This is a genomic window from Cyclobacterium sp. 10D3-21 (genome assembly GCF_055809755.1).
The window spans coordinates 1,038,645-1,064,618 of record NZ_CM147924.1 but is presented as its reverse complement, the minus strand read 5'-3'; the positions used below and the strand labels follow the sequence as shown (position 1 = coordinate 1,064,618).

At 38.5% G+C, this 25,974-nt stretch carries 24 protein-coding genes; 6 read left to right on the top strand and 18 right to left on the bottom strand.

All coding sequences use genetic code 11. From position 1 onward, the window contains the following. Positions 1 to 29: 29 nt before the first annotated feature. The 4 genes from ribH to AC0L7T_RS04465 all read right to left on the bottom strand — a co-directional run bounded on the left by ribH (position 30) and on the right by AC0L7T_RS04465 (position 4,231). Positions 30 to 506: a 6,7-dimethyl-8-ribityllumazine synthase gene (gene ribH, locus AC0L7T_RS04480; protein WP_473341276.1), complete on the bottom strand. Its 477-nt coding sequence runs from the start codon at positions 504 to 506 to the stop codon at positions 30 to 32. A gap of 76 nt (positions 507 to 582) precedes the next feature. Further along, complete coding sequence (locus AC0L7T_RS04475) at positions 583 to 1,305, bottom strand: tetratricopeptide repeat protein (protein ID WP_473343353.1); 723 nt, start codon at positions 1,303 to 1,305, stop codon at positions 583 to 585. A 341-nt stretch (positions 1,306 to 1,646) separates the two neighbouring features. Then, positions 1,647 to 3,056: an alkaline phosphatase PhoX gene (locus AC0L7T_RS04470; protein WP_473341275.1), complete on the bottom strand. Its 1,410-nt coding sequence runs from the start codon at positions 3,054 to 3,056 to the stop codon at positions 1,647 to 1,649. Positions 3,057 to 3,364: 308 nt separating this feature from the next. Next, the gene (locus tag AC0L7T_RS04465) at positions 3,365 to 4,231 is read right to left on the bottom strand and encodes an endonuclease/exonuclease/phosphatase family protein (protein ID WP_473341274.1); all 867 of its coding nucleotides are present in this window, start codon (positions 4,229 to 4,231) and stop codon (positions 3,365 to 3,367) included. Between the two features lie 275 nt (positions 4,232 to 4,506). Between AC0L7T_RS04465 and AC0L7T_RS04460 the strand changes: the two genes are divergently transcribed. The 3 genes from AC0L7T_RS04460 (at position 4,507) to AC0L7T_RS04450 (ending at position 7,100) form a co-directional block, all read left to right on the top strand. Beyond that, entirely contained in the window at positions 4,507 to 4,686 is a 180-nt protein-coding gene (locus AC0L7T_RS04460) for a hypothetical protein (protein ID WP_473341273.1), read from the top strand. A gap of 58 nt (positions 4,687 to 4,744) precedes the next feature. Beyond that, on the top strand, positions 4,745 to 5,851 hold the full coding sequence (locus AC0L7T_RS04455; protein WP_473341272.1) for a hypothetical protein: 1,107 nt from the start codon (positions 4,745 to 4,747) through the stop codon (positions 5,849 to 5,851). 316 nt (positions 5,852 to 6,167) lie between these two features. Next, the gene (locus tag AC0L7T_RS04450) at positions 6,168 to 7,100 is read left to right on the top strand and encodes an SGNH/GDSL hydrolase family protein (RefSeq protein ID WP_473341271.1); all 933 of its coding nucleotides are present in this window, start codon (positions 6,168 to 6,170) and stop codon (positions 7,098 to 7,100) included. 37 nt (positions 7,101 to 7,137) lie between these two features. Here AC0L7T_RS04450 and selD read toward each other — a convergent pair whose 3' ends face one another. From selD to AC0L7T_RS04390, 12 genes are all read right to left on the bottom strand, one after another. Continuing rightward, positions 7,138 to 8,178 (bottom strand): selenide, water dikinase SelD, encoded by a 1,041-nt coding sequence (gene selD / locus AC0L7T_RS04445; RefSeq protein WP_473341270.1) that lies wholly within the window; start codon positions 8,176 to 8,178, stop codon positions 7,138 to 7,140. A 4-nt stretch (positions 8,179 to 8,182) separates the two neighbouring features. Further along, positions 8,183 to 9,193, bottom strand: coding sequence for a tRNA 2-selenouridine(34) synthase MnmH (gene mnmH, locus AC0L7T_RS04440; protein ID WP_473341269.1), 1,011 nt, complete (start codon positions 9,191 to 9,193; stop codon positions 8,183 to 8,185). 220 nt (positions 9,194 to 9,413) lie between these two features. Further along, positions 9,414 to 10,286, bottom strand: coding sequence for an ATP synthase F1 subunit gamma (atpG, locus tag AC0L7T_RS04435; protein WP_473341268.1), 873 nt, complete (start codon positions 10,284 to 10,286; stop codon positions 9,414 to 9,416). A gap of 45 nt (positions 10,287 to 10,331) precedes the next feature. After that, a complete protein-coding gene (atpA, locus tag AC0L7T_RS04430) occupies positions 10,332 to 11,909 on the bottom strand; it encodes a F0F1 ATP synthase subunit alpha (protein ID WP_473341267.1) in 1,578 nt (525 codons plus the stop codon). Positions 11,910 to 11,943: 34 nt separating this feature from the next. Beyond that, positions 11,944 to 12,507, bottom strand: coding sequence for an ATP synthase F1 subunit delta (atpH, locus tag AC0L7T_RS04425; protein ID WP_473341266.1), 564 nt, complete (start codon positions 12,505 to 12,507; stop codon positions 11,944 to 11,946). A gap of 9 nt (positions 12,508 to 12,516) precedes the next feature. Beyond that, on the bottom strand, positions 12,517 to 13,011 hold the full coding sequence (locus tag AC0L7T_RS04420) for a F0F1 ATP synthase subunit B (protein ID WP_473341265.1): 495 nt from the start codon (positions 13,009 to 13,011) through the stop codon (positions 12,517 to 12,519). An 82-nt stretch (positions 13,012 to 13,093) separates the two neighbouring features. Then, a complete protein-coding gene (atpE, locus tag AC0L7T_RS04415) occupies positions 13,094 to 13,351 on the bottom strand; it encodes an ATP synthase F0 subunit C (RefSeq protein ID WP_473341264.1) in 258 nt (85 codons plus the stop codon). 41 nt (positions 13,352 to 13,392) lie between these two features. Continuing rightward, a complete protein-coding gene (gene atpB, locus AC0L7T_RS04410; protein ID WP_473341263.1) occupies positions 13,393 to 14,418 on the bottom strand; it encodes a F0F1 ATP synthase subunit A in 1,026 nt (341 codons plus the stop codon). A gap of 18 nt (positions 14,419 to 14,436) precedes the next feature. After that, positions 14,437 to 14,826 (bottom strand): hypothetical protein, encoded by a 390-nt coding sequence (locus tag AC0L7T_RS04405; RefSeq protein ID WP_473341262.1) that lies wholly within the window; start codon positions 14,824 to 14,826, stop codon positions 14,437 to 14,439. Positions 14,827 to 14,870: 44 nt separating this feature from the next. Next, positions 14,871 to 15,029 carry an AtpZ/AtpI family protein gene (locus AC0L7T_RS04400; protein ID WP_473343352.1) on the bottom strand — a complete coding sequence of 53 codons (159 nt, stop codon included), beginning with the start codon at positions 15,027 to 15,029 and terminating at the stop codon, positions 14,871 to 14,873. A gap of 40 nt (positions 15,030 to 15,069) precedes the next feature. Then, a complete protein-coding gene (locus AC0L7T_RS04395) occupies positions 15,070 to 15,489 on the bottom strand; it encodes a bactofilin family protein (RefSeq protein WP_473341261.1) in 420 nt (139 codons plus the stop codon). 2 nt (positions 15,490 to 15,491) lie between these two features. Beyond that, the gene (locus tag AC0L7T_RS04390) at positions 15,492 to 16,358 is read right to left on the bottom strand and encodes a M23 family metallopeptidase (protein WP_473341260.1); all 867 of its coding nucleotides are present in this window, start codon (positions 16,356 to 16,358) and stop codon (positions 15,492 to 15,494) included. A 110-nt stretch (positions 16,359 to 16,468) separates the two neighbouring features. Here AC0L7T_RS04390 and porW point away from each other — a divergent pair, with 110 nt between their 5' ends. The 3 genes from porW to uvrC all read left to right on the top strand — a co-directional run bounded on the left by porW (position 16,469) and on the right by uvrC (position 23,430). Then, positions 16,469 to 19,102: a type IX secretion system periplasmic lipoprotein PorW/SprE gene (porW, locus tag AC0L7T_RS04385; protein ID WP_473343351.1), complete on the top strand. Its 2,634-nt coding sequence runs from the start codon at positions 16,469 to 16,471 to the stop codon at positions 19,100 to 19,102. 8 nt (positions 19,103 to 19,110) lie between these two features. Continuing rightward, positions 19,111 to 21,420, top strand: coding sequence for a penicillin-binding protein 1A (locus AC0L7T_RS04380; RefSeq protein WP_473341259.1), 2,310 nt, complete (start codon positions 19,111 to 19,113; stop codon positions 21,418 to 21,420). A gap of 213 nt (positions 21,421 to 21,633) precedes the next feature. Further along, positions 21,634 to 23,430 (top strand): excinuclease ABC subunit UvrC, encoded by a 1,797-nt coding sequence (uvrC, locus tag AC0L7T_RS04375; RefSeq protein ID WP_473343350.1) that lies wholly within the window; start codon positions 21,634 to 21,636, stop codon positions 23,428 to 23,430. 55 nt (positions 23,431 to 23,485) lie between these two features. Here uvrC and porN read toward each other — a convergent pair whose 3' ends face one another. Both porN and porM read right to left on the bottom strand, forming a co-directional pair. After that, positions 23,486 to 24,310, bottom strand: a complete 825-nt coding sequence (gene porN / locus AC0L7T_RS04370) for a type IX secretion system ring subunit PorN/GldN (RefSeq protein ID WP_473341258.1) — start codon at positions 24,308 to 24,310, stop codon at positions 23,486 to 23,488. Positions 24,311 to 24,353: 43 nt separating this feature from the next. After that, complete coding sequence (porM, locus tag AC0L7T_RS04365) at positions 24,354 to 25,955, bottom strand: type IX secretion system motor protein PorM/GldM (protein WP_473341257.1); 1,602 nt, start codon at positions 25,953 to 25,955, stop codon at positions 24,354 to 24,356. Between the last annotated feature and the right edge of the window lie 19 nt (positions 25,956 to 25,974).

The window sequence follows — 25,974 nt, the reverse complement described above, 5'->3', positions numbered from 1 at the left end:
TTTATTATAATATGTTGAATTGAATTGGCTTAAAAGCCTAGCATTTTTATTGCCGTGATGGCTGCTTCATCTCCTTTGTTCCCATGTTTTCCACCTGCTCTGTCCAAAGCTTGCTGTTGATTATCCGGTGTCAACACACCAAAAATAACCGGCTTGTCATACTTTAAACCTACCTGAGTAATCCCATTGGCCACAGCATCACAAATAAAATCAAAATGACGGGTTTCTCCCTGGATGACGCAACCCAAACAAATCACAGCATCTATTTCATCTAGCTTTGCCAACCATTGCGCACCAAGCGTAAGTTCAAAAGAACCCGGAACATTCTTTCTGTAAATATTTTCTTTTCTTGCTCCGTAGCGCAAGAGCGTTTCAACAGCCCCGCTGTAAAGAGAAGAAGTTATTTCATCATTCCATTCAGCCAACACCAAAGCGAATTTTTTATCGCTTATATCTGTAACATTTTCCTGGGTGTGTTGACTTAGATTTTTTAATGAAGTAGCCATAAGTTTAAAATTAATTCACAAAAAAAGAGTAAAACCTTTTGGGTCTTACTCTTTAGTATCAATGATTAAATTCATATCAATTAGAAGAAGCCAGACCTTCAAGGCGGGCTTTTTGCTTTCGCGCCTCACTGTATTCATAGGCATCAGAATACTTCGTTTCTATTTCATCATAAGTAGCTATTGCTTGATTCAATTCACCAGCCTCTTCATAAGCGATGGCAAGTTTGGTCAAATACTTAGGGGTGAAAAACTCATTAGGTTTGTAACCTGCAGCATCTTTATAATAACTTATTGCTTCGTCCAATTGGCCAAGTTCCAAATAAGCATCTCCAGTGAGCGCATAAGCATGTGGCTGAACCAAAAAGTCAGATGAAGAAAACTTTTTCAAATGATCTACAGCAGACTGAAATTCACCCTTTGAAAGGTAAATAGATCCGGCATAAAAATTAGATAAATTAGACGCATCCGTTCCGCCATATTCATCAATGATTTCAAGGAAGCCAGGTTCAACACCGTCTCCATTGAGTGCAAAGTCTACACTATCCTGTTCGAAATAGTATACTGCTTGAAACATTTCACCTTGAGCCTTCTTGTTCTGATTGGCTTTATGTATTTGAAATCCAACAATTCCTACAATGAGTAATATCCCCAATCCAATGATCCCACCTACTAATTTGGTGTTTTCCTTTAAGAAAGTCTCACCTCTTCCAAGGCGGTCAGCGATTGCTTCAGGATTCTCTAGAAGTTCATTCGATGTATCAGGAGCTGGTTTCCCTTTTTTGGTCTTTTGAGTGGCCATCATTTTTAATTTTGAGTGGCAAATATAGATTATGTTTTAATGAATAACAAAACTATTATGAACTGAGCAGTAAAAAAGAGAAAAGTGACCACATAAGTGTGGGATTTTTCAGTGTTGTATCAGGATTCAACCTATTAAAACGATGTACTAAACAATTCAAATCGATAAATGTCATCTACTTTCTAATAATTACTAAATAGCGTCATAAGTCTGTTAATCAATACTATCTCTCCATTTTGCAATTTTAACTCGTAAAGGTATAATAATCCTGGATTTGAAACAATCCCCCATCCTCAGACCATACTGAAAAAGGGGAATTCTAAATCCAAATGGTTAACTTTTTAAGTTTTCCAAGGCCCTGTAATTGCAACGGTAATTCCAGGACCCTGGATATTCACAAAGTAGGTTTTACCGGAAGGTGAAAACACACCACCCGCCATTTCAGATTCAAAACCTACATTCTCAGCAAGATGATACAACTCCCCTTTTGGGTTTACCCCTACCAGGAATGGATGCTTGTGGTCCTCACATAAGATCACATCTCCCCAAGGAGCCACGGCCAGGTTGTCACAATTTTTTAATATTTCCCTGTCAACTGACTCAACAAAAAGGGTCAGCTCTCCAGGGTTATTTTTTTCTTCAGGTTTGCCTTCATCCACACTTGGAGTATAACGAAACACCTGTCCAGCGCCGATCTTTCCACCATTGGTACATGCAAAATAAACTTCCTTGTCACCATACCAAATGCCTTCTCCTCTGGCGAAAACCGCTGCGCCTTTATCAAAGCCTTGAAATCTCAAGTCATCCTCCGGACTTTCTACGTTTTCGATATCTATCCAGGTTACTTTATGGCTTTTCATCAATGGGAACTCTGGTCCTTCGCTGTCCTCCCAGTTTCTGGTATCTCTACTTTTTTCTCCCAATATTACCAGTGCTTGTAATTTTCCTCCTTTGTGTAGTTTACCTGGACTATTCGGCAAATATCTGTAAAAAATACTATCTCCCCTGTCCTCTGTAAGGTACACAACACCCGAGGCGGGGTCGACTGCTACTGCCTCATGATTAAATCTACCCATTGCTTTGATAGGTAGTGGTTTTGCTCTTTTAATTTCCTCAGTGGCTGGTACCTCAAATACATAGCCGTGGTCTTTTTCTAAACGCCCTTCATATCCTCCCTTTTGCAAAGTACTTTCCTCACAGGTCAGCCAACTCCCCCAAGGGGTAATGCCACCCGCACAGTTCCTCACAGTTCCGGCCAAGCTGATGAACTGCTTTTCCAATTCACCAGTATTTTCATTGTATATAAACGTAGAAGTACCACCAAGACCAGGCAATAATCCTTTACCGAAATCATAAAAGTCCTTGGAAGCAATCTTGCCCAGCAATTCATTGTTTTTTCCAAAGCCAGAATTTTCCAATGAATCCGGGCTAAGTTCATGGTTACGAACAACTATTGTCCTGCCATTTTTCCCTTGAAAAGCACCCATTCCATCCGAGGCTCCAGGTAAATAGAACCCATCGTCCATCTTATCTCCTTTTTTAGTAAGCATTTTATAGGTGAAACCTTCAGGCAAGTTTAATATCCCTGCCGGATCCTTTTTTAATGGACCGTATCCGAGCGTGGTAGGCATCAATGGATTCCCAAGTACTTTTCCCGGGTTAATAAATTGGTAAAGCCCCATAAAGCCAAGAGTGGCCATTCCTGAGGTTTTTATAAAACTTCTTCGAGTGTCTTTGTTGGATAAATTCATATCAGGTTTAAAATTGATTACTACAAGCTATACACGTAAATTCTAAATTGTACCAAGTTTTTGATTAAAGATTCCTATTGCCTCAAAAACAGTAAGCAGTTTATTAAAAATCAACCCTATTTCCTAAGTCTTATCCGTAAGCGGTTAGAACCTTGGATTATGTCATCGAATTCACAATGATTTCATGAAAAGCATTGTGAATTCGGTGATTCTATTGAACGGAGATTATTCCAACAGCATGAGGTTTCAGCCCCCCTATTGCCAGGCTTTGATTTATACCAGAGGGCCAAGGGCCAAATAAGCAGGAATCACCAAGTGATCACTGCCATTACGGGAAAGTGATCCGAGGGAAAACGGTTGTGGTAAGTATCTGTAAGTAAGCCGTATTTTTCAACCTTAAGTGATTCACTGACGAAAACATGATCGATTATTCTGTCATGGCTATTTGTCAGATCAAAACCATTGGTGCTTCCATTATTTGCATAAACGAAATCAGCTGCTTCAAAGGTATCTTTCATACCAGGCGCATTTTTAAGCAATCGATATGCCTCGGTAGTTTGGTCAACATTAAAATCTCCCATTAAAAACACAGGCAAGTTTTGGGAATTAATGGTTTTGATCTTGTCAAGTATCAGTGCGGCACTTTTGTTCCTTGCTTCTACGCCACGATGATCAAAATGGGTATTGAAAACATAAAAATTTCTCCCTGTCCCTATTTCTATCATTTTGGCCCAGGTGCAAATTCTGGGTAATGCTGCATCCCAACCTTTATTTGGATGATCCGTCTCAGGTGCCAACCAAAAGGTAGCGGTCTCTTCAACTTTGTATTTCTCTTTTTGATAGAAAATAGCTGAATATTCTCCTTTTTCCTTACCATCATCCCTACCAGTGCCAACGAAGGCAAAGTTTGGCAATAGGCCTTCTAAGTCTTTTACTTGATGGTGCAAGCCTTCCTGAATTCCAAAAATATCGAATGAATGAAAACGAATCAACTGGCTTACAGCCACCTTGCGATTGTCCCAGGTATTTGGTGCGTCATTGGGATTGTCATACCGAATATTAAAAGTTGCTATTACTAGGCCTTGCTCTTGTGCATCCGCTGAATTAACACTTAGCAATACCACTAATAAAAAAAACAATAGCTTTAAAGTTTTTGCAAATCTTGTTTGAAACATGATAAATGGATTTTAATCAAACAATGCCCAAGAAATATCCTGGGCATTGTTCTAATAATTAATTGCTAATTCTATCCGTTACGTTTCTTATCCAACTCTTTGGCTCTTTTATCCGCCCTTTTTTCCATCAAGCTTTTGCCTGCTTTCTTTTTTGGGTCTTTTTTTTCTCCTTTGTCTTTGCTCATATAGATTAGTCTTTGTCGAAAATTTACCAAGTTTATTTGACAAAAACAATGTTATTACGATTTCTGAATCATTATTTTTTCACTTAAAGTGTGCATAATAAAAAATCCACCAACCTAATTGTAACTTTAAATATTTCAGCTACTTATGGACCCATTGCTTACGATGAATTAAACCTAAAACATTTATGGGCTATCTCTCATCATCAGCGAAATGCTATTGGCAAATACAAGTCATTCTCTTGCGAGAAAATCGTAACTGACCTCTGCTAAGCGTTTAATCTTTGGCTTACAAGCCTAAGCAATTACCTTTGTATGACAACCAACTATTATGAATCAAATAACTGATGAAAAAAAGGCCGCCTTAATTTCAGCCATTGCCCGGTCTGATAATCCGTTTGTAATGGCTCAAATAGAAGCACTATTGAAAAGAGCGCAGTTACTATCCCCTATTGGTGTTCTTTCCAAAGATTACCCCCTTTTGCTTCAAGTTCAATCAACAAGAGATAATTCCTTACAAACAAACCTTTCGATTAAAGCGGGAAATGCCCTAAGCAGGTACCAGGAAATAATCGTTTGGCCAAAATTTCTCCTTTCCCTGATTCTATTATTTATATCAGCGGCTATCATTAATAACTTCTCTTATGATGAAGGCCATTTGCAGTACTCTGCTTTTATTTCCCGCCTGGCTATTGTTTACGGTATATTATGGATACTGTATTTATTGGATGCATTACTGGTTGCAATATTAGCGCATAGAAGCAAAGTCAGAATAGCTCAAAGCTCTTTTATCAGAAAGTTATTGTCTTTGATTTTCCCTCCCATGGCAATTGGGCAACGACATCTGCTTGAACCGGAGAAGATTTGGCTGCCCTATTATGGCTGGTCAAAGTGCAATGAGGGGCTTTTCAATCACCTAAAAAAGCAATTTTCTATCCCAATGATAGTAATCGCACTTTTGATTATCCCCGTATTGTTAATAGAATGGCAGTATTATGACGAAGTAGAAAACTTTTTAAATACGGACTTATCTTTGGTACTTGGATTGGTTCAGGGCTTTATCTGGCTCGCATTTACTTTTGAATTTCTCCTTTTGATTGCAATTACGGATGATGAATTTACATATATCAAGAAAAACTGGATAGATCTGCTTATCATTCTCTTACCATTTGTTTCATTTGTCAGGTCACTAAGACTGGTAAAAGTGACCAAACTCTCCCAGTTGTCCCGCGGATATAAATTAAGGGCATTGTTAATGAAAGCACGTGAAGGGTTTATATTTGCCAGCTTCTTTTACAGAATTATGGCTGTGAAACCAGATTACCAGCTAAAAAAGTTGATGAAAAAACTGAATGAGAATCAAAAGGAACGGGAAATAATCGAAGAAGACCTGGCAAAATTATCCGAATGGCTCATTAAAAAGCAAGTCAAAGAATAAGCACAATGGAACTCAATATATACAGCCAATAATGTAATCGCTCCTGTATAAATTCAGGAAATTCTATTCCTCCCATTCAGAACCTATTTAAAAAAATCATCACCCAGCTCTTATTGGGTTAACCAAAATACCCACAAGCGTCAACCCAAGAATTAGTAAAATAAAAAGCCAGTTATTACAGCGCCATTTTCTCTAACAATACCTATAAAACCCGACAATAGTTAGCCTAATAAGGCTACTAATTCCTGTCTTCGAATCCGGATTAAACTAATTTTAAGTATATTAAGGGCTAAATTTGATCACAAAATTTTGTCTAATGCTACTTAAATCTATACTCGCATTTCTCCTATGGGGAGTGCTGGCCCCAAACCTTATCGCTCAAGAAACTTATGATATTCCACCTTCCGTAAAAAAGATTCTTTTTCTCGGCAATAGTATCACTTATTCAGGGCAATATGTAGACTATATTGAGACCTACCTTAGGCTATCTCACCCTGATAAAGACTGGGATTTTATCAATGTAGGCCTGCCTAGCGAGACGGTTTCAGGACTTTCTGAAGAAGGCCATGCAGGCGGAAAATTCCCAAGACCTGATCTACACGAAAGATTGGATAGGGTATTGGATGAAATAAAACCAGACCTGATTTTCTCCAATTATGGAATGAACGATGGTATTTACCTACCATTTGACGAGGAACGATTTGATGCGTATAAACAAGGGCAGAGAAAATTACATCAAAAAGCCTTGGCCATTGGCGCTAAAATCATACACAGTACCCCTCCTGTTTATGACGAGAAAAAAGGCCCCGCTTATGCCAATGTTTTGGACATTTATTCTTCCTGGCTGGTAAGTCAGCGGTATACTGAAAACTGGGAGGTAATTGATTTACATTGGCCAATGCGAAAATACCAAGAAGACAAAAGACAAAATGACCCTTCTTTTGAATTGGCAAAAGATGGCGTTCATCCCGCCGACCTGGGTCATTGGATCATGGCTAGAAGCGTACTATTGGGAATTGGGGAGGTAAAAAATCTTACTGAAGACAAGCCTCAAGTGGTTTTTAGTAGTTGGAATCAAGGTTTAGAAGTCCTCGCGCTCGTTAAAGAAAGACAATCCATCACAAAAGATGCTCTATTAAATCATATAGGACATAAACGCCCGGGTATGAAAAAAGGACTTCCATGGAAGGAAGCGAGCATAAAAAGAGCCGTTATTTTGGATGAAATCAACAACCTTATTAGAAAATAAGGCAAGAATAACGGCTCTTGTGTAAGCATTATATTCTTTAATTTATGTAAATGATTTTCTCTTTCTTTGGGATTATTTCACCAAAGGAAGTCAGGCTATAGCCTTCTTCTTTCATTTTCTTTTCAAACATGTCTGCTTTACTCGGGTCCACAGCCATCAGTAAACCGCCACTTGTTTGTGGATCTGCCAAAATTAATTTCTCTCTATTGGAGTTTATAGCTATGCCATTACCGTAGCTATCCCAGTTTCTGTGGGTGCCACCGGGAATACATTCTAAGTCTATATACTTTTGGACAAAGTCAAAGCAAGGAATTTTATCCAGTTCAAGTTGCGCCGAAAATGAAGCCCCTTTGCACATTTCGGTTAGATGGCCACCTAAACCAAAGCCTGTAACATCCGTCATGGCATGAACTTCTGACCAGCCTGCTGCCAATGCACCGATGTCATTAAGCTTAAGCATAGATGTTTTGGCCAAAAGGACATCCACTTTATCTGCCAGTTCCTTTTTCTCAGCGGTGGTTACCATCCCAACTCCTAACGCCTTGGTCAGGTACAAACGGTCTCCTACTTTTGCTGTGCTGTTTCTTTTAACCTGGTTGACCGCTATACTCCCTGTCACCGCCAAACCAAAGATAGGCTCTGGTGCATCTATACTATGCCCTCCGGCCAATGGGATACCTGCCTTATGGCATACTGATCTTCCTCCTTCCAACACCCTACTGGCCACCGCCGCAGGCAATTTGGAAATGGGCCAGCCCAAAATAGCAATGGCCATTAAGGGTTTGGCTCCCATGGCATATATATCACTTAAGGCATTGGTAGCTGCTATGGCGCCAAAGTCAAAAGGATCATCCACTATTGGCATGAAGAAGTCTGTAGTGCTTACGATGGCTGTCTCACCATCTAAACTGATTACTGCTGCATCGTCACTTTCCTCATTTCCAACCAGTAGATTGGGGAAACTTACTTTCCCAGAATCATCGTTTTGGAGAATTTCACTTAAAACTGCTGGAGATATTTTACATCCACAGCCTGCGCCATGACTGTACTTGGTAAGTTTTATTTCCTGATATTCCATATATTTATTTTACATTAATAAGGGAAGCAGCTACCTCCGATAGGTTCTCTAAACTCATGGGGATTTCCTCAACAATTGTCTTGGATTTTTTAATTAAGCCTTTGCCATAAGCTTTGTCGTAATAACTTAAAATAATGCCTGCTGCCTGGCTCATCTCTCCATTTTCAATATGATTAATGGCAAGCTCGCAATTTTCCTTCCCCAATTTTTTTGCAATATTATGTGTGGATTGAATTAATTTGTCTTTAGGCAAACTCCCATAACCTTTTACCAATACTTCAAGTCTTTGTTCTTTTGGAACAACCAAGTGAAACCGCGGAGATTTCTGCATAAGTTGGTACAATGGGGCAATGAGATGAGCCTTCCCAATTATGAAAGATTCATCTTCCAACCAAATGGGTTGTTCCAGGGAAAAACCTAGGAATTTTTCCAAGACATCATTTTGAAATTGTTCAGATGTAGGCTGGGTCTCTTCAATATGACTGCCAAAGGCGGATCCTTGGTGGTGCGCCAATCCCTCGAGGTCTACTACCTGTGCCCCTTTACTTTCCATTTCCTTAAGAAGACGTGTTTTCATTGATCCAGTTGTCCCTGCGACAATTTTAAGTTTCAGTGACTGCTCAAAAAAGGAAAGCAAGTAATTTCTATAGGATTTGTACCCTCCTTTTAAAACATGGATGTCAAAACCATAAAGTTCGAGCAGCCAGGCAAGACTCGAGGACCGCATACCTCCTCTCCAACAATGAACGAGCAACTTTTTGGAACCGAGGGATTCCGCGATTTCAATAAAGTCCACCAGTTTTGGACCGATCAATTTTAGACCCGCTTTAATTGCCTTCTCTCTACCTTCTTCTTTGTAAATGGTGCCAATTATAGCCCTTTGATCATTGTTAAACAATGGTAAATTTATCGCGCCTGGTATATGACCTGATACATACTCCCCGGGAGAACGAGTATCCAAAACAGGAAAGGAATTTTTATTTTCTAAAAATTGATCAATTTCAATTACATGCATAAGAGGCGAGCCGTTTTATCAGGGCAATATTGCATTCTTCAGTTTATCTAAACCAAGGTAAGTATCAATAACCACTTAATAAACAGATACAAAGAAAGATGTTACACTTAAAACAAGTTAACGATAAAAGTAGCAAATATGCAAAATGATTCCACCCCTCCAAAAACCAAAAAAACCGGCTGTTTTCACAACCGGTTTTTTAATATAAGTTAATTATTTACTATTTACCTTCTAAAGCATTTGCACCAGCAACGATTTCTAGAATTTCGTTGGTAATGGCTGCTTGCCTTGTTCTATTGTAGACTAGTTTTAAATCTTTCAATAGATCACCAGCATTGTCTGTAGCCTTACTCATGGCCGTCATTCTGGCACCATGCTCTGAAGCATTGCTATCCAAAATGGCTTTATAGAATTGTATTTTTAAAGAATTAGGCACTAACTCCTCAATGATATAATCTCTGGAAGGTTCCACGATATAATCTTGTTGAGACTTGTTTTCTTCTCCTTCTGACTCAATTTTGGATATTGGAAGAAACTGTTCTTTAACTACAATTTGAGTAGCTACATTTTTAAACTGGTTGTATACCAGAATCACCTGATCAAATTCTCCTTCAACAAAAGACTCCATTACAAATTCAGCAGCCTCCTTTATTGGTTGGAAAGCAATCTTTTCAAACAAACCAGCGTAGTCAGGAACCACTGGGAAATTTTGTTTCCTAAAGAAGTCCATTGCCTTTTTGCCTACTGGCATAACGGTGATTTTCTTATCCGGATTTTCTAAGAAAACTGCATTTGTAGCTTTAATCACATTAGAATTAAAAGCACCACACAAGCCTTTATCGGATGTAATAGGAATAACCAGTAAATTGCTTACACTACGTTCCTGAGCATACACGATATCTGCTACTCCTTCTGCTCCTGAAGAAATATTATTTAGGATGGAAGTCAGTTTTTGAGAATAGGGTCTCATCTGCACAATTTTCTCTTGTGCCCTTCTCAATTTAGCAGCTGCCACCATTTTCATGGCTTTGGTAATCTGCTGGGTAGAGCTTACCGAATTGATCCTTTCTTTTACTTCCTTTAGATTCGCCATAATTATTCTATATCCTTCTTATATACTATTTAAGACCAGTGCTAATTAAGCTTTGTATTTAGGAGCTAACTCCTCAATCGCTTTCTTAAGCAAATTGCCTGTAGTATCCAGATCTCCCTTATTGATAGCAGTAAGTGCTTCAGGATATTGAGCAATAATAAGATTATAAAAATCTTTTTCGAACTCTCTAACTCTATTTACAGGGATACTATCTAATAAACCTCTAGAAGAAGCAAAGATAATGGCTACCTGAAGGTCTACTCTTACAGGAGAATATTGTCCTTGTTTTAGTATTTCCTGGTTTCTTCTACCTCTCTCGATCGTTCTCTTCGTAGTAGGGTCAAGATCTGATCCAAACTTAGAGAAGGCTTCCAATTCACGGAAAGCTGCCTGATCTAGTTTCAAAGTACCTGCCACTTTTTTCATGGCTTTGATCTGAGCGTTACCACCAACACGTGATACTGAAATACCCACGTTAATTGCAGGACGAATACCAGCATTGAAAAGGTTAGTTTCCAAAAATATCTGTCCGTCTGTAATTGAAATAACGTTGGTAGGAATATAGGCAGAAACGTCACCAGCTTGGGTTTCGATAATAGGCAAAGCAGTAAGAGAACCGCCTCCTTTTACCAATGGAGCCAAGGATGGTGGCAAATCATTCATTTGTCTTGCTATCTCATCAGAAGAGTTAATCTTCGCAGCTCTTTCTAACAATCTGGAGTGAAGGTAAAATACATCACCAGGATATGCTTCACGTCCTGGAGGTCTTCTTAACAACAAGGAAACCTCACGGTAAGCAACGGCTTGCTTGGAAAGGTCATCATAGACTACCAATGCTGGCTTTCCAGTATCTCTGAAAAATTCACCAATTGTAGCTCCCGTAAATGGGGCGAAGAATTGCATAGGTGCAGGATCTGCAGCAGATGCACTTACGATGACCGTATATGGTAAAGCACCACCTTTTTCAAGAGCAGCAACCACGTTAGCAACGGTAGAAGCTTTTTGGCCTATCGCTACATATATACAGAATACAGGCTCTCCTTTATCGTAAAATTCTTTCTGGTTAAGGATAGTATCGATTGCAACAGCAGTTTTACCTGTTTGTCTGTCACCAATGATCAATTCCCTTTGTCCTCTACCAATAGGAATCATAGCATCAATAGATTTGATACCAGTTTGTAATGGCTCAGTTACTGGCTGACGATAAATCACACCAGGGGCTTTCCTTTCAAGAGGCATTTCATAAAGATCTCCTCCGAGCTCTCCTTTGCCATCAATAGGAACTCCCAAGGTGTTTACCACCCTACCCAACATACCATTACCAACTTTAATGGAGGCAATCCTTTTGGTCCTTTTAACGGTATCGCCTTCTCTTACGGATTTAGCTTCGCCAAAGAGTACAGCACCTACATTGTCTTCTTCCAAATTTAGGACCATGGCTCTTAAACCATTGTCAAATTCGATCAACTCTCCAGCTTGCACTTTAGAAAGTCCATAAATTCGGGCTACACCGTCACCGACTTGGAGCACAGTACCCACTTCTTCCAATTCTGCTTGAGTTTTGGCTTCCGAGAGTTGCTCTTTCAATATTGCCGAAACTTCATCAGGTCTTACATCTGCCATTATTGTATAGTATTATTGATTACAGCTTAATTTCTTAATAATATTTTTTCTCATACAAGTTCTGGGTGAAATCCAGACGCAATTGTTGCAACTTACTCTTGATTGATTCATCAAGTTGTTTGTCACCAACTCTAAGAACAAAACCACCAATAAGGTTGGGATTAATCTTCTCTATGAGGTTCACTTTATCTTTGCCAGAAACTTCCTTAACGATTTCCTTAAAAGAATTTCGCAGTTCGTCATCTAGCTGAATGGTACTTACCACTTCTGCAGTTTGTATCCCAAGGTGCTCATTGTATAACCTGAAAAACGCACTGGCCATTTCGGGAAGAAATGCTGTTCTGCCTTTCTTACCTACTAATTCAAAAAACTTTATCGTCAATGCGGAGGCATTTTTCCCAGCCAGTGACTTTAAAATATTTATTTTTTTCTCAGAACTTATGACTGGACTTTTAACCATGTCTAAAAAAGATGAATCTCCAGTACTCAAAGACAAGACAGCTGTCATATCCAATTGTACTTGTTTCAATTCATCTCTCTCTACTGCCAGTTCCAGCAGTGATTTTGCGTAACGAGAAGCTACTCTGTATGCTGACATTCCTGTAGGTTAGTTTAATTTTATATCCTTAACAAATTCTTCTACTAGTTCTTTTTGCGAAGCTTCACTTGAGAGGTTTTTTCTCATTAGTTTTTCGGCTACATCCAAAGAAAGTTCAGCTACCTGAATTTTGACGTCCGCTAAGGCCGCTTGCTTTTCAGTTTCTATTATAGCTTTTGCATCTTCGATCATTTTCGCACCAGCTTTAGCCGCTTCTTCCTTCGCAATTTCCATTGTCTGGGAGGCAAATTCGTTTGCTGATCTCAAAATTTCATCTCTTTCAACTCTGGCTTCCTGGAGAAGACGTTCATTGTCAGAAACAAGATTTTCCATTTCAAGCCTTGCATTTTCAGCTTCACTTAAAGATGCTTCAATAGTATCCTCTCGTTCATCAAGCGCAGAAAGAATTGGCTTCCAAGCAAATTTGGCTAAAATGAAAAATAAGATGGCAAAGCCTATCAGTTGCCAAATAATCAAACCTAAATCAGGAGTAATCAGATCCATTTCGTGTAATTTTTTAAGCTAAATATCAGTTTTGTTCAATAATTAAGAAAGGACCGGCCTAATGCCGGTCCAACTTCTGTTTCTAGAAAGTAAGATTTCCGTTAAGTGCGATAAGTAGACAAACTACTACAGCAAACAAGGAAACTACTTCAATAAGGGCAGCGATGATCAACATTGCAGTCTGGATTTTACCAGCAGCTTCAGGCTGACGTGCAATACCTTCCATGGCTTGTCCACCAATTCTACCAATACCTAGACCTGCGCCTACCGCAACAATTCCAGCACCGATACCAGCACCCATAAGTGCAAAACCGGCAGTCAATAATAATGAAGTTAACATACTCGTTTTTTATTTAATTTAATTGAACAAAGAATTCCTAATTAATGCTCATGTCCATGCTCAGCAACAGCCGAACCAATGTACATGGCAGAGAATAAAGTAAATACATACGCCTGAATCGTGGCCACCAATAATTCGATCACATTAATGAATACTATCATCAATGTGGAAGCTACGCCTACTGCGTAGGATTCAAATACGAAGATCAATCCAATAAAACTAAGGATAACAATATGACCTGCGGTAATGGCAACAAAAAGTCGGACCATCAAGGCGGCTGGCTTGGTAATAAAAGCACCTAAAATTTCAACTGGAACCAAAATAGGCAAAATGGCCTTAGGAACACCCGGAGTAGCAAATATGTGCTTCCAATACTCTTTATTCCCATTAATATTGGTGATGAAAAAGGTTATCATGGCCAAAGTAGCCGTCACCGCTATATTTCCTGTAAGGTTGGCCGCACCTGGCAGTAGCCCCATTAGGTTACCTATCCAAATAAAGAAGAATAAGGTCAAGAGATAGGGAGTGAATTTTTTGTATTTAGGACCAATATTTGGGCGTGCTATTTCGTCCCTCACAAAAATAACTATGGGTTCGATAAATGAGGCGATACCTTTTGGTGCTTTGTTGGGGTGCTTCTTATAATAACTCGAAGCAGAAAGCATAAGATAAAAAGTAACGGCCAATATTAAAATCAGCATGGCCACGTTCTTAGTAATACTTAAATCAATAAAGGATCTACTTTCATCTACGGACTGAAGCTTGTCGTGCTCATCTATATAGTAGCCGTTATGCTCCACCCCAAAATGGTGGGTTTCCGGATCCACAAAAGCAGAAGAGGAATAAAACTCAACACCTCTGTCAGAAGAATAAACAATGACTGGAAGAGATAGTGTCACATGAGTATGCCCCACGGTGGCAAAATGCCATTCATGAGAATCCTTAATGTGATGCATAATGAAGCTCGTTTTATCTTCATCACCACCTGAAGCAGCCATAACAGCTGCAGAAAATGTCAGTAAAATTACTGACATTAAGATACTTAATCTAATAACTTTGCGGACCATCAAAACAATTTTTATCCCCTATTTCGAATGAAGGCGCAAATTAGTTATTAAGCCGTACATATCAAACAATAAGTACAACAAATAAATGATAAAGAAATCCACAACAAACCAAAGTAAATTTTCATGACCTAGCCATAAAATCAAAAAAACGAAGACAATACAGCAAAGAAGTCTAATAATGGTGGTACCCAAAATGACAGAAACACTAGTAAATGTTTCTAATTTCATCAATTTACCAGCCAAAAATCCTGTGACTCCGGTAAGCACAGCAAAGAAAAATAGTATTGGATAAATCAAGATATGGAACCAAGGTCCTGGCAATAATTGCTGAAAAAGCCATATAATTGCTGCCAGGAGCATGGTAAAAAAAAGTAAACTCAGAAATGGATTTTTAAATAAAGCCTTCATTTATTATTTTTTTCTTGGCGTATAATGAAAGGCAAAACCTGACTTTATTTTTTACCCTTTGGGGAAATTGATTTGAAAAGCTGGTAAAAGGCTATCGCTGTAGAAATAAAACAGCCAAGTAATAAGTAAAGTGGAAACTCCATGTTGCTTTTTAAATGTATCCTATATCCCAGATAGCTACCGAGACCTATAATGGTGCACATCTGAAAAGCCAACCCAAAGTACTTCACATATTGTGGAGAATCAGTTTGAGGAGGCTTGTTTTTTGGTTTCTCCATCTTTTCTTTCCACTTTTAACTGGCTATTATTACCCATATTACACTTGCCGTTGAATTCTGCGCCGTTTTCTATGATTAATTTCTTGGTGTATATGTCACCATAGATCAAGGCTGATCTTTTAAGGTAAAGGGATTCGGAACAATAGATATCTCCTTTTATCTGACCTGAAATCTCCACATCTCCAGCTCTCACATCTCCATTTACTTTTGCCGATTCTCCAATGATAATCTTTTTTTGAGAATCCAAAGAGCCATCCACAGTGCCTTCTACACGGATATTTCCTTGAGAGCCTATATTTCCTACTATAACTGTTCCTAATGCCACCAAGTTACTGGAGGTAACCAGTTCTGTGGTGTTTTTTCTATCATCAGTATTTTTTGCCATATCTAATCAAAAGTAATAAATTCTTGGGGATCGAGTGGATTTCCTCTGTACCACAGTTCAAGGTGCAAGTGCTGCCCTGTAGTTTGCTCACCGGTATTTCCGATAATTGACAATATCTCCCCACCACGGATAGGGTCTCCAATGGATTTCAATATTACAGAATTATGTTTATAAATCGAAATCAATTCATTCGAATGCTGTACTGCTACTACATAGCCGGTCTCTAACGTCCAGCTAGAGAAAATCACCGTCCCATCAGCTATCGCTTTCACCGGTTCATTTTCTGCCGCCACTACATCCACGCCAAAATGATTTTGACTAGCAGAAAAGCTGCTTGTCACAACTCCTTTTACAGGAGGGAAGAAATAATTGTCTGAAAATGAACCGCTACTTATCCTTCCAAAACTCGTTTCCTCTAAAGGAAGCGATTCAAACTCGCCAATAATTTGCTTGGTAGCATCACTGCTTTTATAAAGATCTATTTCTCCCCTGTTCACCAGTTTATTTGCAGTATCAGGCCTTACCGGCTTATCGTTTTCAAACTCTCCCGAAATGACACTTTGAATGTTTTTGACATATTGATCCTTTGCATCTACTTCCAGAATCAAGGAATCAATCGTTTCAGATAGCGCATGGATCTTCACCATATTTTCTGTCTCTATATAAACCGGGTCAAACCACCTGGCCAATAAACTTTTGGATAAAAATAGAGAAATCAAAAAACAGGTCATAAATACAAGCACTAACAATAATCCAACCCTGATCTTCGTAATATTAAAAGAGGTAATGACCGAGAAGTCCTCTTCCTTTCTAATTACTATAAGGAATCTGGTTTCTATCCAGTCGTTTATTTTCTGTTTAAGGCTCAATGGACACTTGTTTTAGATATTTATTTTTTACAAAAATAGAATTTAATTCCTTTCGTTTAAATATTTATTCCAAAAGAACTAATTTGGACAGGAATTCAAACTTAAAAACATTGCAAAGGAACCTTTTATTTTTCTTTTTGGCTCTTGCCTTGAACCTGTTGCCTTCCTGCTCTTCGCAGAAAGACACCTTTACCAACCGTTTGTACCATAACACAACGGCCAAATTCAATGCCTATTATTATGCGAAAGAAAAACTTCTAGAATTAGAGAACGAAATAGAAAATGAATACCAAGAAGATTTTTCTCAGGTACTGCCTGTTTTTTACCCCATAGACAGTGCGACAATTGAAACCAAGGAAGAACTTCTGAAGGAAGCGCGAGAAATGGCTTCCAAAGCAGTCGATTGGCATAAGATAAGTAAATGGGTCGATCCCTCTTATTTTCTTATTGGTAAGGTTGACTATTACAGGGGCCAATTTGAAGATGCCCAAAACACTTTTAAATTCTTAAATGTCAACAGTGAGCAGGACGATGTCAGGCATATTGCATTGATACAGCTTTTAAGGTCTTTTATTGATCACGGACAATTCGAGGACGCTAGTTTTGTTATTGATTTTCTTTCCAAGGAAGAAAATATCATCGATGAAAACAAACAATACCTTTACAAGACTTTGGCATACTATTACGAAGCCAGAGAGGAAATGGATTTGATGGCACCATCATTGTTCAAATCTCTTGAATATACCACCGACAATTCAGAAGCTTCAAGAATTAATTTCATATTGGCCCAGCTGTATCAAAAAGCTGGCTTGGATGCATTTGCCTACGAATATTACCAGAAATCTGTTTCTGGAAGTCCAAATTATGAACGCACCTTTTTTGCGCAGTTATATTCCCAACAAGTGGCAGAACTTGAGCGAAGCAAGGACCTAAAACGGGTAAGGGATTATTATGACGACCTTTATAAGGACAACAAAAACATTGACTTTAGGGATGTCATACTTTTTGAAAAAGGCCGCTTTGAAAAAAAACAAGGGAATTTGGATGAAGCCATTCGGTTGTATTCCCTCGCTGCAAAGGAAATAACAGAAAACGACAGGCAAAAAGGATACATTTACGAAGCACTTTCTGAAGTATATCTTAACGAAAAAGAAGATTTTTTAAAAACTAAATACTATCTGGACAGTGCCTTGTCAAAATTTAAAGAGACTGATAAGAATTATGGACTACTCGCTGCAAAAAAAGTGATTTTTGATCAGTATGCTATGAATTTTGAGTTGCTAACCACCAATGATAGTCTCATTCAGCTAAGCCAACTCAGCCCAGAAGCCCAAGAAGAATTTGTCGATGATTTTTTAGCTAAAGAGGAAGAACGGCTGATCAAAGAAGCGGAGATGAACAAAGAAAAGAAGGCTCAGGGCGTATTTGAAAACCTACTGGCTTTCGGAAGTAGCGGGGGAAGCTCAGGAGCTACTTTTTATTGGGACAATCCGGTTGCGATTCAAAAAGGGGCATTGGAATTCTCGCAAATGTGGGGAAATAGACAACTCACCGATAATTGGCGAAGCAGCGATAGAGGTTTTCAAGAAGCCGCCAATTTGGAGGAAAGCAATATTGCCAATGAAAAAGCCACTGCAGAAAGTGAAAATACATCCGACAACATCAATTCAAATCTTCCGGATAAAGCATCCTTATTGAACCAAATTCCAAATTCCCCAGAACTTCGTGAGAAAATGCTGGAACAGATGGAGGAAGCTTACTTTAATCTGGGGAAATTGCTTTATTTCGACCTCAGGCAACCAGAAAAATCCATTGAATATCTGGAAGCTTTAATTGAAAAATACCCTGAAACCCAGAAAAAACCAGAAGCCTTTTACACCTTATATTTGGCCACAAAAGATTTAAATAAAGATGCTGAAAGATACGCCCAGTTATTGAATCAAGAATTCCCGAATTCTCAGTTCACCAAGTCCATCAACAATCCAGATAAGGTGTCCGGATCTCAGGCAAATCTTGCCTCAGGTGAAAATTATAAAATTGCTTATGGTTACTTTAAGGAGAGATCCTACGAAGAGGCTAAAAAAATTGTAAGGCAGACACTCAATGAATACCCCTTAACAAAAAATACGGATCGATTATTGTTACTCGACATTATGATCACAGGCCAGTTAGAGCCATTGGAGACTTACAAGGCCCGTCTAAAAACTTATTTACAGCAAACAAAGGAAGAAGAACTGTTGAACTTTGCAGAAAAATTATTGAAAGCGGTAAGTGAAGATGAGGAGGAGACTACCACTCCAAATATTAAAGACAATGATGAAAAAGAAGTAACTTCAGATATTTCAGTAGATTTACCTGAGGATCCAAATATTGAATCTCCATACAAAGAAAACCTTAATCAAACCCATATATTTATATTGCCAATGAACACCTCAGTGGCGGAAAAGGCAAGTGACCTGACCGCTGCACTCGAAAGTTTTCACAATTCAAACTTTGCCAATGAACGGTTAAGAACGGGAACAATATCACTTGGCAGAGAAACAACCATTTTGATCATTAGCCCATTTTCAAATGCAGAGAAGTCAATTGCCTATAAAGAGGCCTTTTTAAATAGTTTTAATAATGATTCCTTAACTGAGGAAATAAAAAATAGTAGTTTTGTAATTTCAATTGAGAATTTTCAACAACTCAATAAAAGGAAAGACATTGAGGAATACAGATCTTTCTATAAGAAAGCTTATTGACATTTAATATGAGTAAAATTAAAAATAAAAATACCAAGCCTCTTTATGTTAAAATAATCAGGTACATGTGGCTTGTTTTCATTTTAGGATTGGTCGGTTTCGTCCTATTTGTAGTATCAGTAAATGCAAATTTTCTTGGCCTATTTGGAGAAATGCCAGAATTCGAATCCCTGGAAAACCCTGATAGTGAGTTGGCTTCCGAACTCTACTCTGCAGACGGTATCTTACTTGGTAAATACTTTAGAGAAAACAGAACTCCAGTCACGTATAATGAACTCTCTCCCAATATTATTAATGCATTAATTTCAACAGAAGACGAAAGGTTTGAGGATCACTCTGGGATTGACCCACGAGCCTTGGCCAGGGTATTTGTTAAATCCATTATTTTGATGCAGAAAAATGCCGGGGGAGGAAGTACCCTTAGTCAGCAAACTGCCAAAAATCTTTTTAAAACCCGGTCAGGAGACTCCCAAGGATCCCTAAGTAATATTCCTGTATTGAGAATGATCATCATCAAGACCAAGGAATGGATTGTTGCTACTAAATTGGAAAGCGCCTATACCAAGGATGAAATATTGACCATGTATCTCAACACTTCTGATTTTGGCAGCAATGCATTTGGTGTTAAGACAGCCGCCAAAACATTTTTCAATAAGGATACAAGAAACCTTAACGTACAAGAATCCGCTACATTGGTGGGTTTACTGAAAGCACCTTCCTACTATAGCCCTGTTTACAACGCGGAAAATTCTACGAGAAGGAGAAACACTGTTTTGGCTCAAATGAAAAATGGAGATTTTATTTCTCAAGCTCAATTTGATTCCATTGCATCGATACCACTGGAGTTAGAATACCAGGTAGAAAGTCATAATGAAGGTTTGGCGACTTATTTCAGAGAGGCTGTTAAGGCAGACTTGATCAAATGGACCAAAGAAAACCTACAGCCAGACGGAAGTAACTATGACCTTTTTGGAGATGGTCTTAAGGTATACACTACAATAGATAGCCGTCTTCAAAAATATGCAGAAGAATCCGTTCAGGAACATATGTCTGAGCTACAAAAGAAATTTGAAGAAGAAATGGGTAATAGGGATCCATGGATTGACAACCGTCGAAGAGTCATCCCTGAATTCATAGAGAATGCTGTAAAAAGGACTGAGGCCTATAGAAACCTAAAGGCACGCTATGGAGACAATAAAGACAGTATAGATTTTCAACTCAATGTAAAGAAAAAGATGAAGGTCTTTTCTTACGAAGGGAACATTGATACATTAATGAGTACCATGGATTCCATGCGGTATTATAAGAAGTTTCTACAGACGGGATTTGTATCCATGGATCCTCATTCAGGACACATCAAAGCTTGGGTAGGAGGAGTAAATCACACTCATTTTAAGTATGATCACGTAAAACAAGGGAAAAGACAACCAGGCTCCACTTTTAAACCCTTCGTATATGCTGCTGCCATAGAAAATGGATATGGCCCATGTTATACAGTAATTGATCAACCTGTGGAAATTAACATTCCAAATCAACCTACCTGGAGACCCTCTAATGCAGATGGCAAATTTACTCATGAGCGGATGACCATCAGGTCTGCCATGTCACAATCTGTCAACTCAATCACTGCTTACATGATGAAAAAACTCAGCCCGGCTGTGGTTGTAGAGACAGCTAATCGAATTGGGATCACAAGTAAGCTAGAGGCTGTTCCAGCACTTGCCTTGGGTACAGTGGATGTCTCTATTATGGAAATGGTAGGTGCCTTTAGCACCTTTGTCAATAAAGGCGAACACATTACACCTATCTATATAGACAGAATTGAAGACAAAAATGGCAATGTTCTCCATCAATTTATCCCTAGAAAAAGAAATGCAATGAGCGAGGAGAATGCCTACATCATGGTCTATATGCTCAGAGGTGGTACAGAAGAAGAAGGTGGAACCAGTCAAGGTTTACCCTGGAGTATAAGGGATGAAGGAAATGAGATAGGAGGTAAAACCGGAACGACTCAAAATGCCTCTGATGGCTGGTACATGGGCATTACAAAAGACCTGGTAAGCGGTGTTTGGGTAGGTGGCGATGACAGAGCCATCCACTTTAGAAGCTGGATAAATGGTCAGGGATCAAGAACTGCCAGACCAATTTGGTCAAAATACATGAGCAAAGTTTACGAAGACCCTTCTTTAGGCATTACAAAAGGGCCATTTCCCAAACCAGAAAGGCCCATAAGTATAGAAATTGATTGCTCTAAATATGACTTGGAAACTGAGGAATATCAGGAGTTCGACTATGACGCAACTTCAACTGATTTTTAATCCCTATTAAGTGTCAGGTTTGGTTTTGAAGCCTGACACTTAATGTAAAATCAATGGTAATTAGGTCAATACTATTGCATTGGTTGGTGGGATAAATACATTTGACTGTTTTTAAATTGATTTCCCCATATAAAACGCCATTTTTTATTTAAACCATTTGCCAACAAATTCGATTAATAAGCATAAATAACGGTTACTACTGTCTATATGGACATGCAATCCCCATCCTATTTACCTGAGAATCACAATCAGCTGCCTGAATTGCCGGGAGTTTACAGGTATTACAATGCTGAGGATAAACTTATCTATATAGGGAAAGCCAAAAACCTAAAAAAAAGGGTCAGTAGTTATTTTAATAAAAACACCGGAATCAATCAAAAGACTAAAAAAATGGTAAAGGAGATCCGAAAGATCGAAATTACCATCGTCAATTCTGAATTTGATGCGCTATTACTAGAAAATAATTTAATTAAAAAAACCCAACCCAAATACAACATCCTTCTTAAGGATGACAAAACTTATCCCTACCTCTTACTCACGAACGAACATTTTCCAAGGATCTACAGCACGCGAAGAGTAATCCCCTCTAAGGGCACCTATTTCGGGCCTTTCGCAAGCGGTAAGGCCATGAACAATGTATTAGAGCTCCTTCATTCCTTATTTACCTTAAGAACGTGCAGGCTGGATCTTTCACCTGAAAAAATTACTGCTTCCAAATACAAAGTTTGTTTGGAATACCATCTTGGCAATTGTAAAGGGCCATGCGAAGGACTTCAGAATGAAAAAAATTACCTTGCAGATATAGAGTTGGCTAAAAACATACTCAAGGGGAACATGGGTTTGGCCAAAAGCTATTTTAAGGAAAAAATGCAGGAAAGCGCAGCATCCCTGGACTTCGAAGCTGCGCAGCAATATAAGGACAAGTTTGATTCGCTAATAAACTACCATGCAAAATCCCTTGTCATCAATCCTAATACGGATAGTCTGGATGTCTTTACCATAGTAAGTGAGGAGAAATTTGCCTTCGTGAATTACTTGCGGATAAAAAATGGTGCCATCACATTAAGTAAAACAGTAGAATTAAAAAAGAAGCTGGATGAGTCTGATCAGGAATTACTTTTAACAGCCATAATTAGGCTTAGAGATCAATTTTTAAGCGATGCAAAGGAGGTTTTGGTAAACCTGGACTTTGAAGAAAGTCCAGAAGGTTTGTCTTTAATTCAACCCAAAATAGGCGACAAACGAAAACTAATAGAGTTAAGTCTTAAGAATGCACTCTATTACAAAAAGGAAAAATTATCCTTTGCAGATGAAGGAAAGGACAAAAAAAACAGGGTATTGCTCCAATTGAAGAAAGACCTTTCTTTAAACGAGTTGCCTAATCATATAGAGTGCTTTGACAACTCCAATATTCAAGGGACTAACCCAGTGGCCAGCATGGTTTGTTTTATAAATGGCAAACCCGCAAAAAAAGAATACCGGCATTATCATATAAAAACGGTAGTTGGTCCAGATGATTTTGCAAGTATGGAAGAAGTGGTATTCAGGAGGTACAAGAGGCTTGTAATGGAAGAGAAACCACTCCCTAAGCTAATTGTAATTGATGGAGGCAAAGGTCAGTTGTCTTCTGCTGTCTCTGCTTTGAGAGACTTAGAACTTTATGGAAAGATTCCAATAATAGGTATTGCCAAGCGATTAGAGGAAATTTATTTCCCACTTGACCAATATCCCATTTATATTGACAAAAAATCTGAATCTCTTCGATTAATTCAAAGGGTTAGAGATGAAGCCCACCGCTTTGCTGTCACTTTTCATCGAGACCTTAGAAGTAAAGGAGCCCTTAATAGTAAGCTTCTAAACATTGAAGGGATAGGTGATCTTACTGCTCAGAAGTTATTGAAGCATTTTAAATCCTACAAAAAAATAGAATCGGCTACCAAAGAGGAAATAGTAGCCGTAATTGGTCAAGACAAAGGTTTGAAGCTATGGGAAACCATTAGCAAAAAATAAAAGCAGGTATTTCATTACCTGCTTTTATTTAATATATATAAATGTCTTTATCTACTTACCACTCCCAAAGGTTGTTTTCCCACTCCAGAAGTTCGTATTCAAACTCAACAGAATTCAAATAAGCTTGAAGTTCCTTGTTGGGATCATCGGAATCTACCATATCTACTATTAATGCATTATCAGGGTTGGTATATTTCCTAACCACCGAACGGAATAACCTCAAATCAAAAGCTTGACTGTAGGATAAGTTCTTGGACGTATTCTCGAAATTCATCCACTGACCGGTTTCCTGGGTACTGAAGTAATTGTAAAAATCCCTGTACCTAATAAAAGCAATGGTTTTTTGCCCTACATCATAATTGGTTTCAGATGGCATGACTAGTTCGATGTACTTAACATCAAACCTAATTTCAGAACGATTTTTATCGAAAACGAAATCCTCTCTAAAATCTAAATAATACAAATCTTTTACAAAAATTGAATCTCCATTTTCAGCTGTCAAGAAATTGGTTTGAAAATCTGTTATAGACAATCTTTCATTAAATTCCTCATCAGCGAATACTTCAATAGAATTGTCTACCACAGCATCGTAAATATTCATCATGATACCATCCAATTTCAAGCCACCAGTACCATAGAAGGGTAGGTTATACTTTTCTCTTAGATCAATCCTTCTCCACACACCAATTTGGTACATTTTGTCAGATTCTCTTATCGGTAGCACAGAATAAATTGTATCCATGGCAAATCCTCCATCACCTACATCTACTCCTGGATTTCCAGAATTAGCATTGTTTTGGGAAAAAGCAGGCAGTGCAAAAAAACAACATGCAATAACACCAACTGTCAGCAGCCCAAGACCTTTTCTTAATTCTTTCATGACTTCTCTCATTTAAATATAGAACGATGAAATTTCCAGGATATTACTTAATGGAAATTGGATAAACTTCGTTCACAGCACTTTTGATTTTATTCCCTTTGAAATTTGTCCGTGTCACTTCTTTCACAATTACCATCAATCGGTCACCTGGTTGCGCCTGAGCCAAAAGGTTTCTAACCGCTACATTTTGCCCAGAAATGGAAACACTTTCACGTGGCACATCATTTCTAACCAGTCTTACTTCTCCACCAGTAACTTCAAAATTGGCATCTCTTGTCATTGTTCTACCAAAGGTAGGTTCAGCAATGGCTCTAATCTGAAGATTTGTCAATTGGTTTGCAGGCGTCGGGGTTGACAGGTCTATTTGTCTGTCCCCACTGTATGGATGTATGGTTGGTGCAGGTACTGGTTTGATATCATAATCCACAGAACCTATTTTATTGCCACCACTAGACACACCTATAACGACTTTTCCAGAGGATGCTGGTACAATGGTAACATCTGAAGGCTTGGAGCCTTTGATGGCTTGTCCTCCAGTTACAGCAAAAGAAGGTGCATAAGTATTGCCCAATGCAGGGACTTCTATAACCAAATCATTGGCACATTCAGCATAAAGCTGGTTGACCACTTCAGAACTCACTTTGATAACAGGTTGGGCAACAAAATAATCGTAATCTATGGTAAATACACTGTCGACCCCCCCTATTGGAACTCTGATTTCACCTTTAAGTGATCTGGCAGCTAGTCCCCTGTCATCATAACTTGAGGCTGGAGGTACAGAGAAATTAATTTTACCAAACCCCTCTTCAACAGGTATTGGTCGACCACCGGCAGTCATATTTAGCTCTGTAGAGGAAGAAGAGGAAGCCAAAAACATTTCAGCTTCGAAGGTAGTACCTGCAGCAACTACATTGGAATTGGCAGCAATTCTGGCCTTCAATTTATCTGCTTCAAATATAAATGATCCGAGTGAATTGGTGATTTCAGTCAAAGCTTCACTTTCAATATTCAATACTTCATTTTGATGCTGACTGATAATGGCTAAAACCGCACCAATTGGTGATTTGACATAATTAAGGTTTACATAATCCTTGAAATTAACGTCCACATCATTCTTAAAAAGATCAATTTCATTTGCATCTTTTGCAATCTTATCAAAGGACTTGTTGATCTTCAACTCACCAAGAATTTGCTCAATTTCTTCTGGAAAACCATTCAACTTCTCCTGCATCTCGTAGCCCAATCGATTGTTGTTGAAGATATTACCTGGGATATCTACATTTTTCAATGCAGAAGTTCTGAAATTACCTTGCTCATCAACGGCATTGGATTCTTCTATCAACTTGGTTTTTGCTTCTTCCAAGTAACTAACCAGATCTGAACTCTTTTGCCTAATTGCTTTAGCGGCTTCCACTTTGGGAATATCCACCTTATTATTACCTTGCTGTTCTACCGTTGTAGAGATAATATTAACAGAAAACAGGTTTTTCTGCACATAATTTTTTGAAGTTCTTTCCAACCCATCGTTGATCAATACAAATTTTTGTAGGATTTGATTACTTACCTGTAAAGCCAGCAAAGCGGTCAATACTAAGTACATCATCCCGATCATCCGCTGTCTTGGTGTTTCTTTACCACCGGCCATAAGCTATTTTACTTTATCT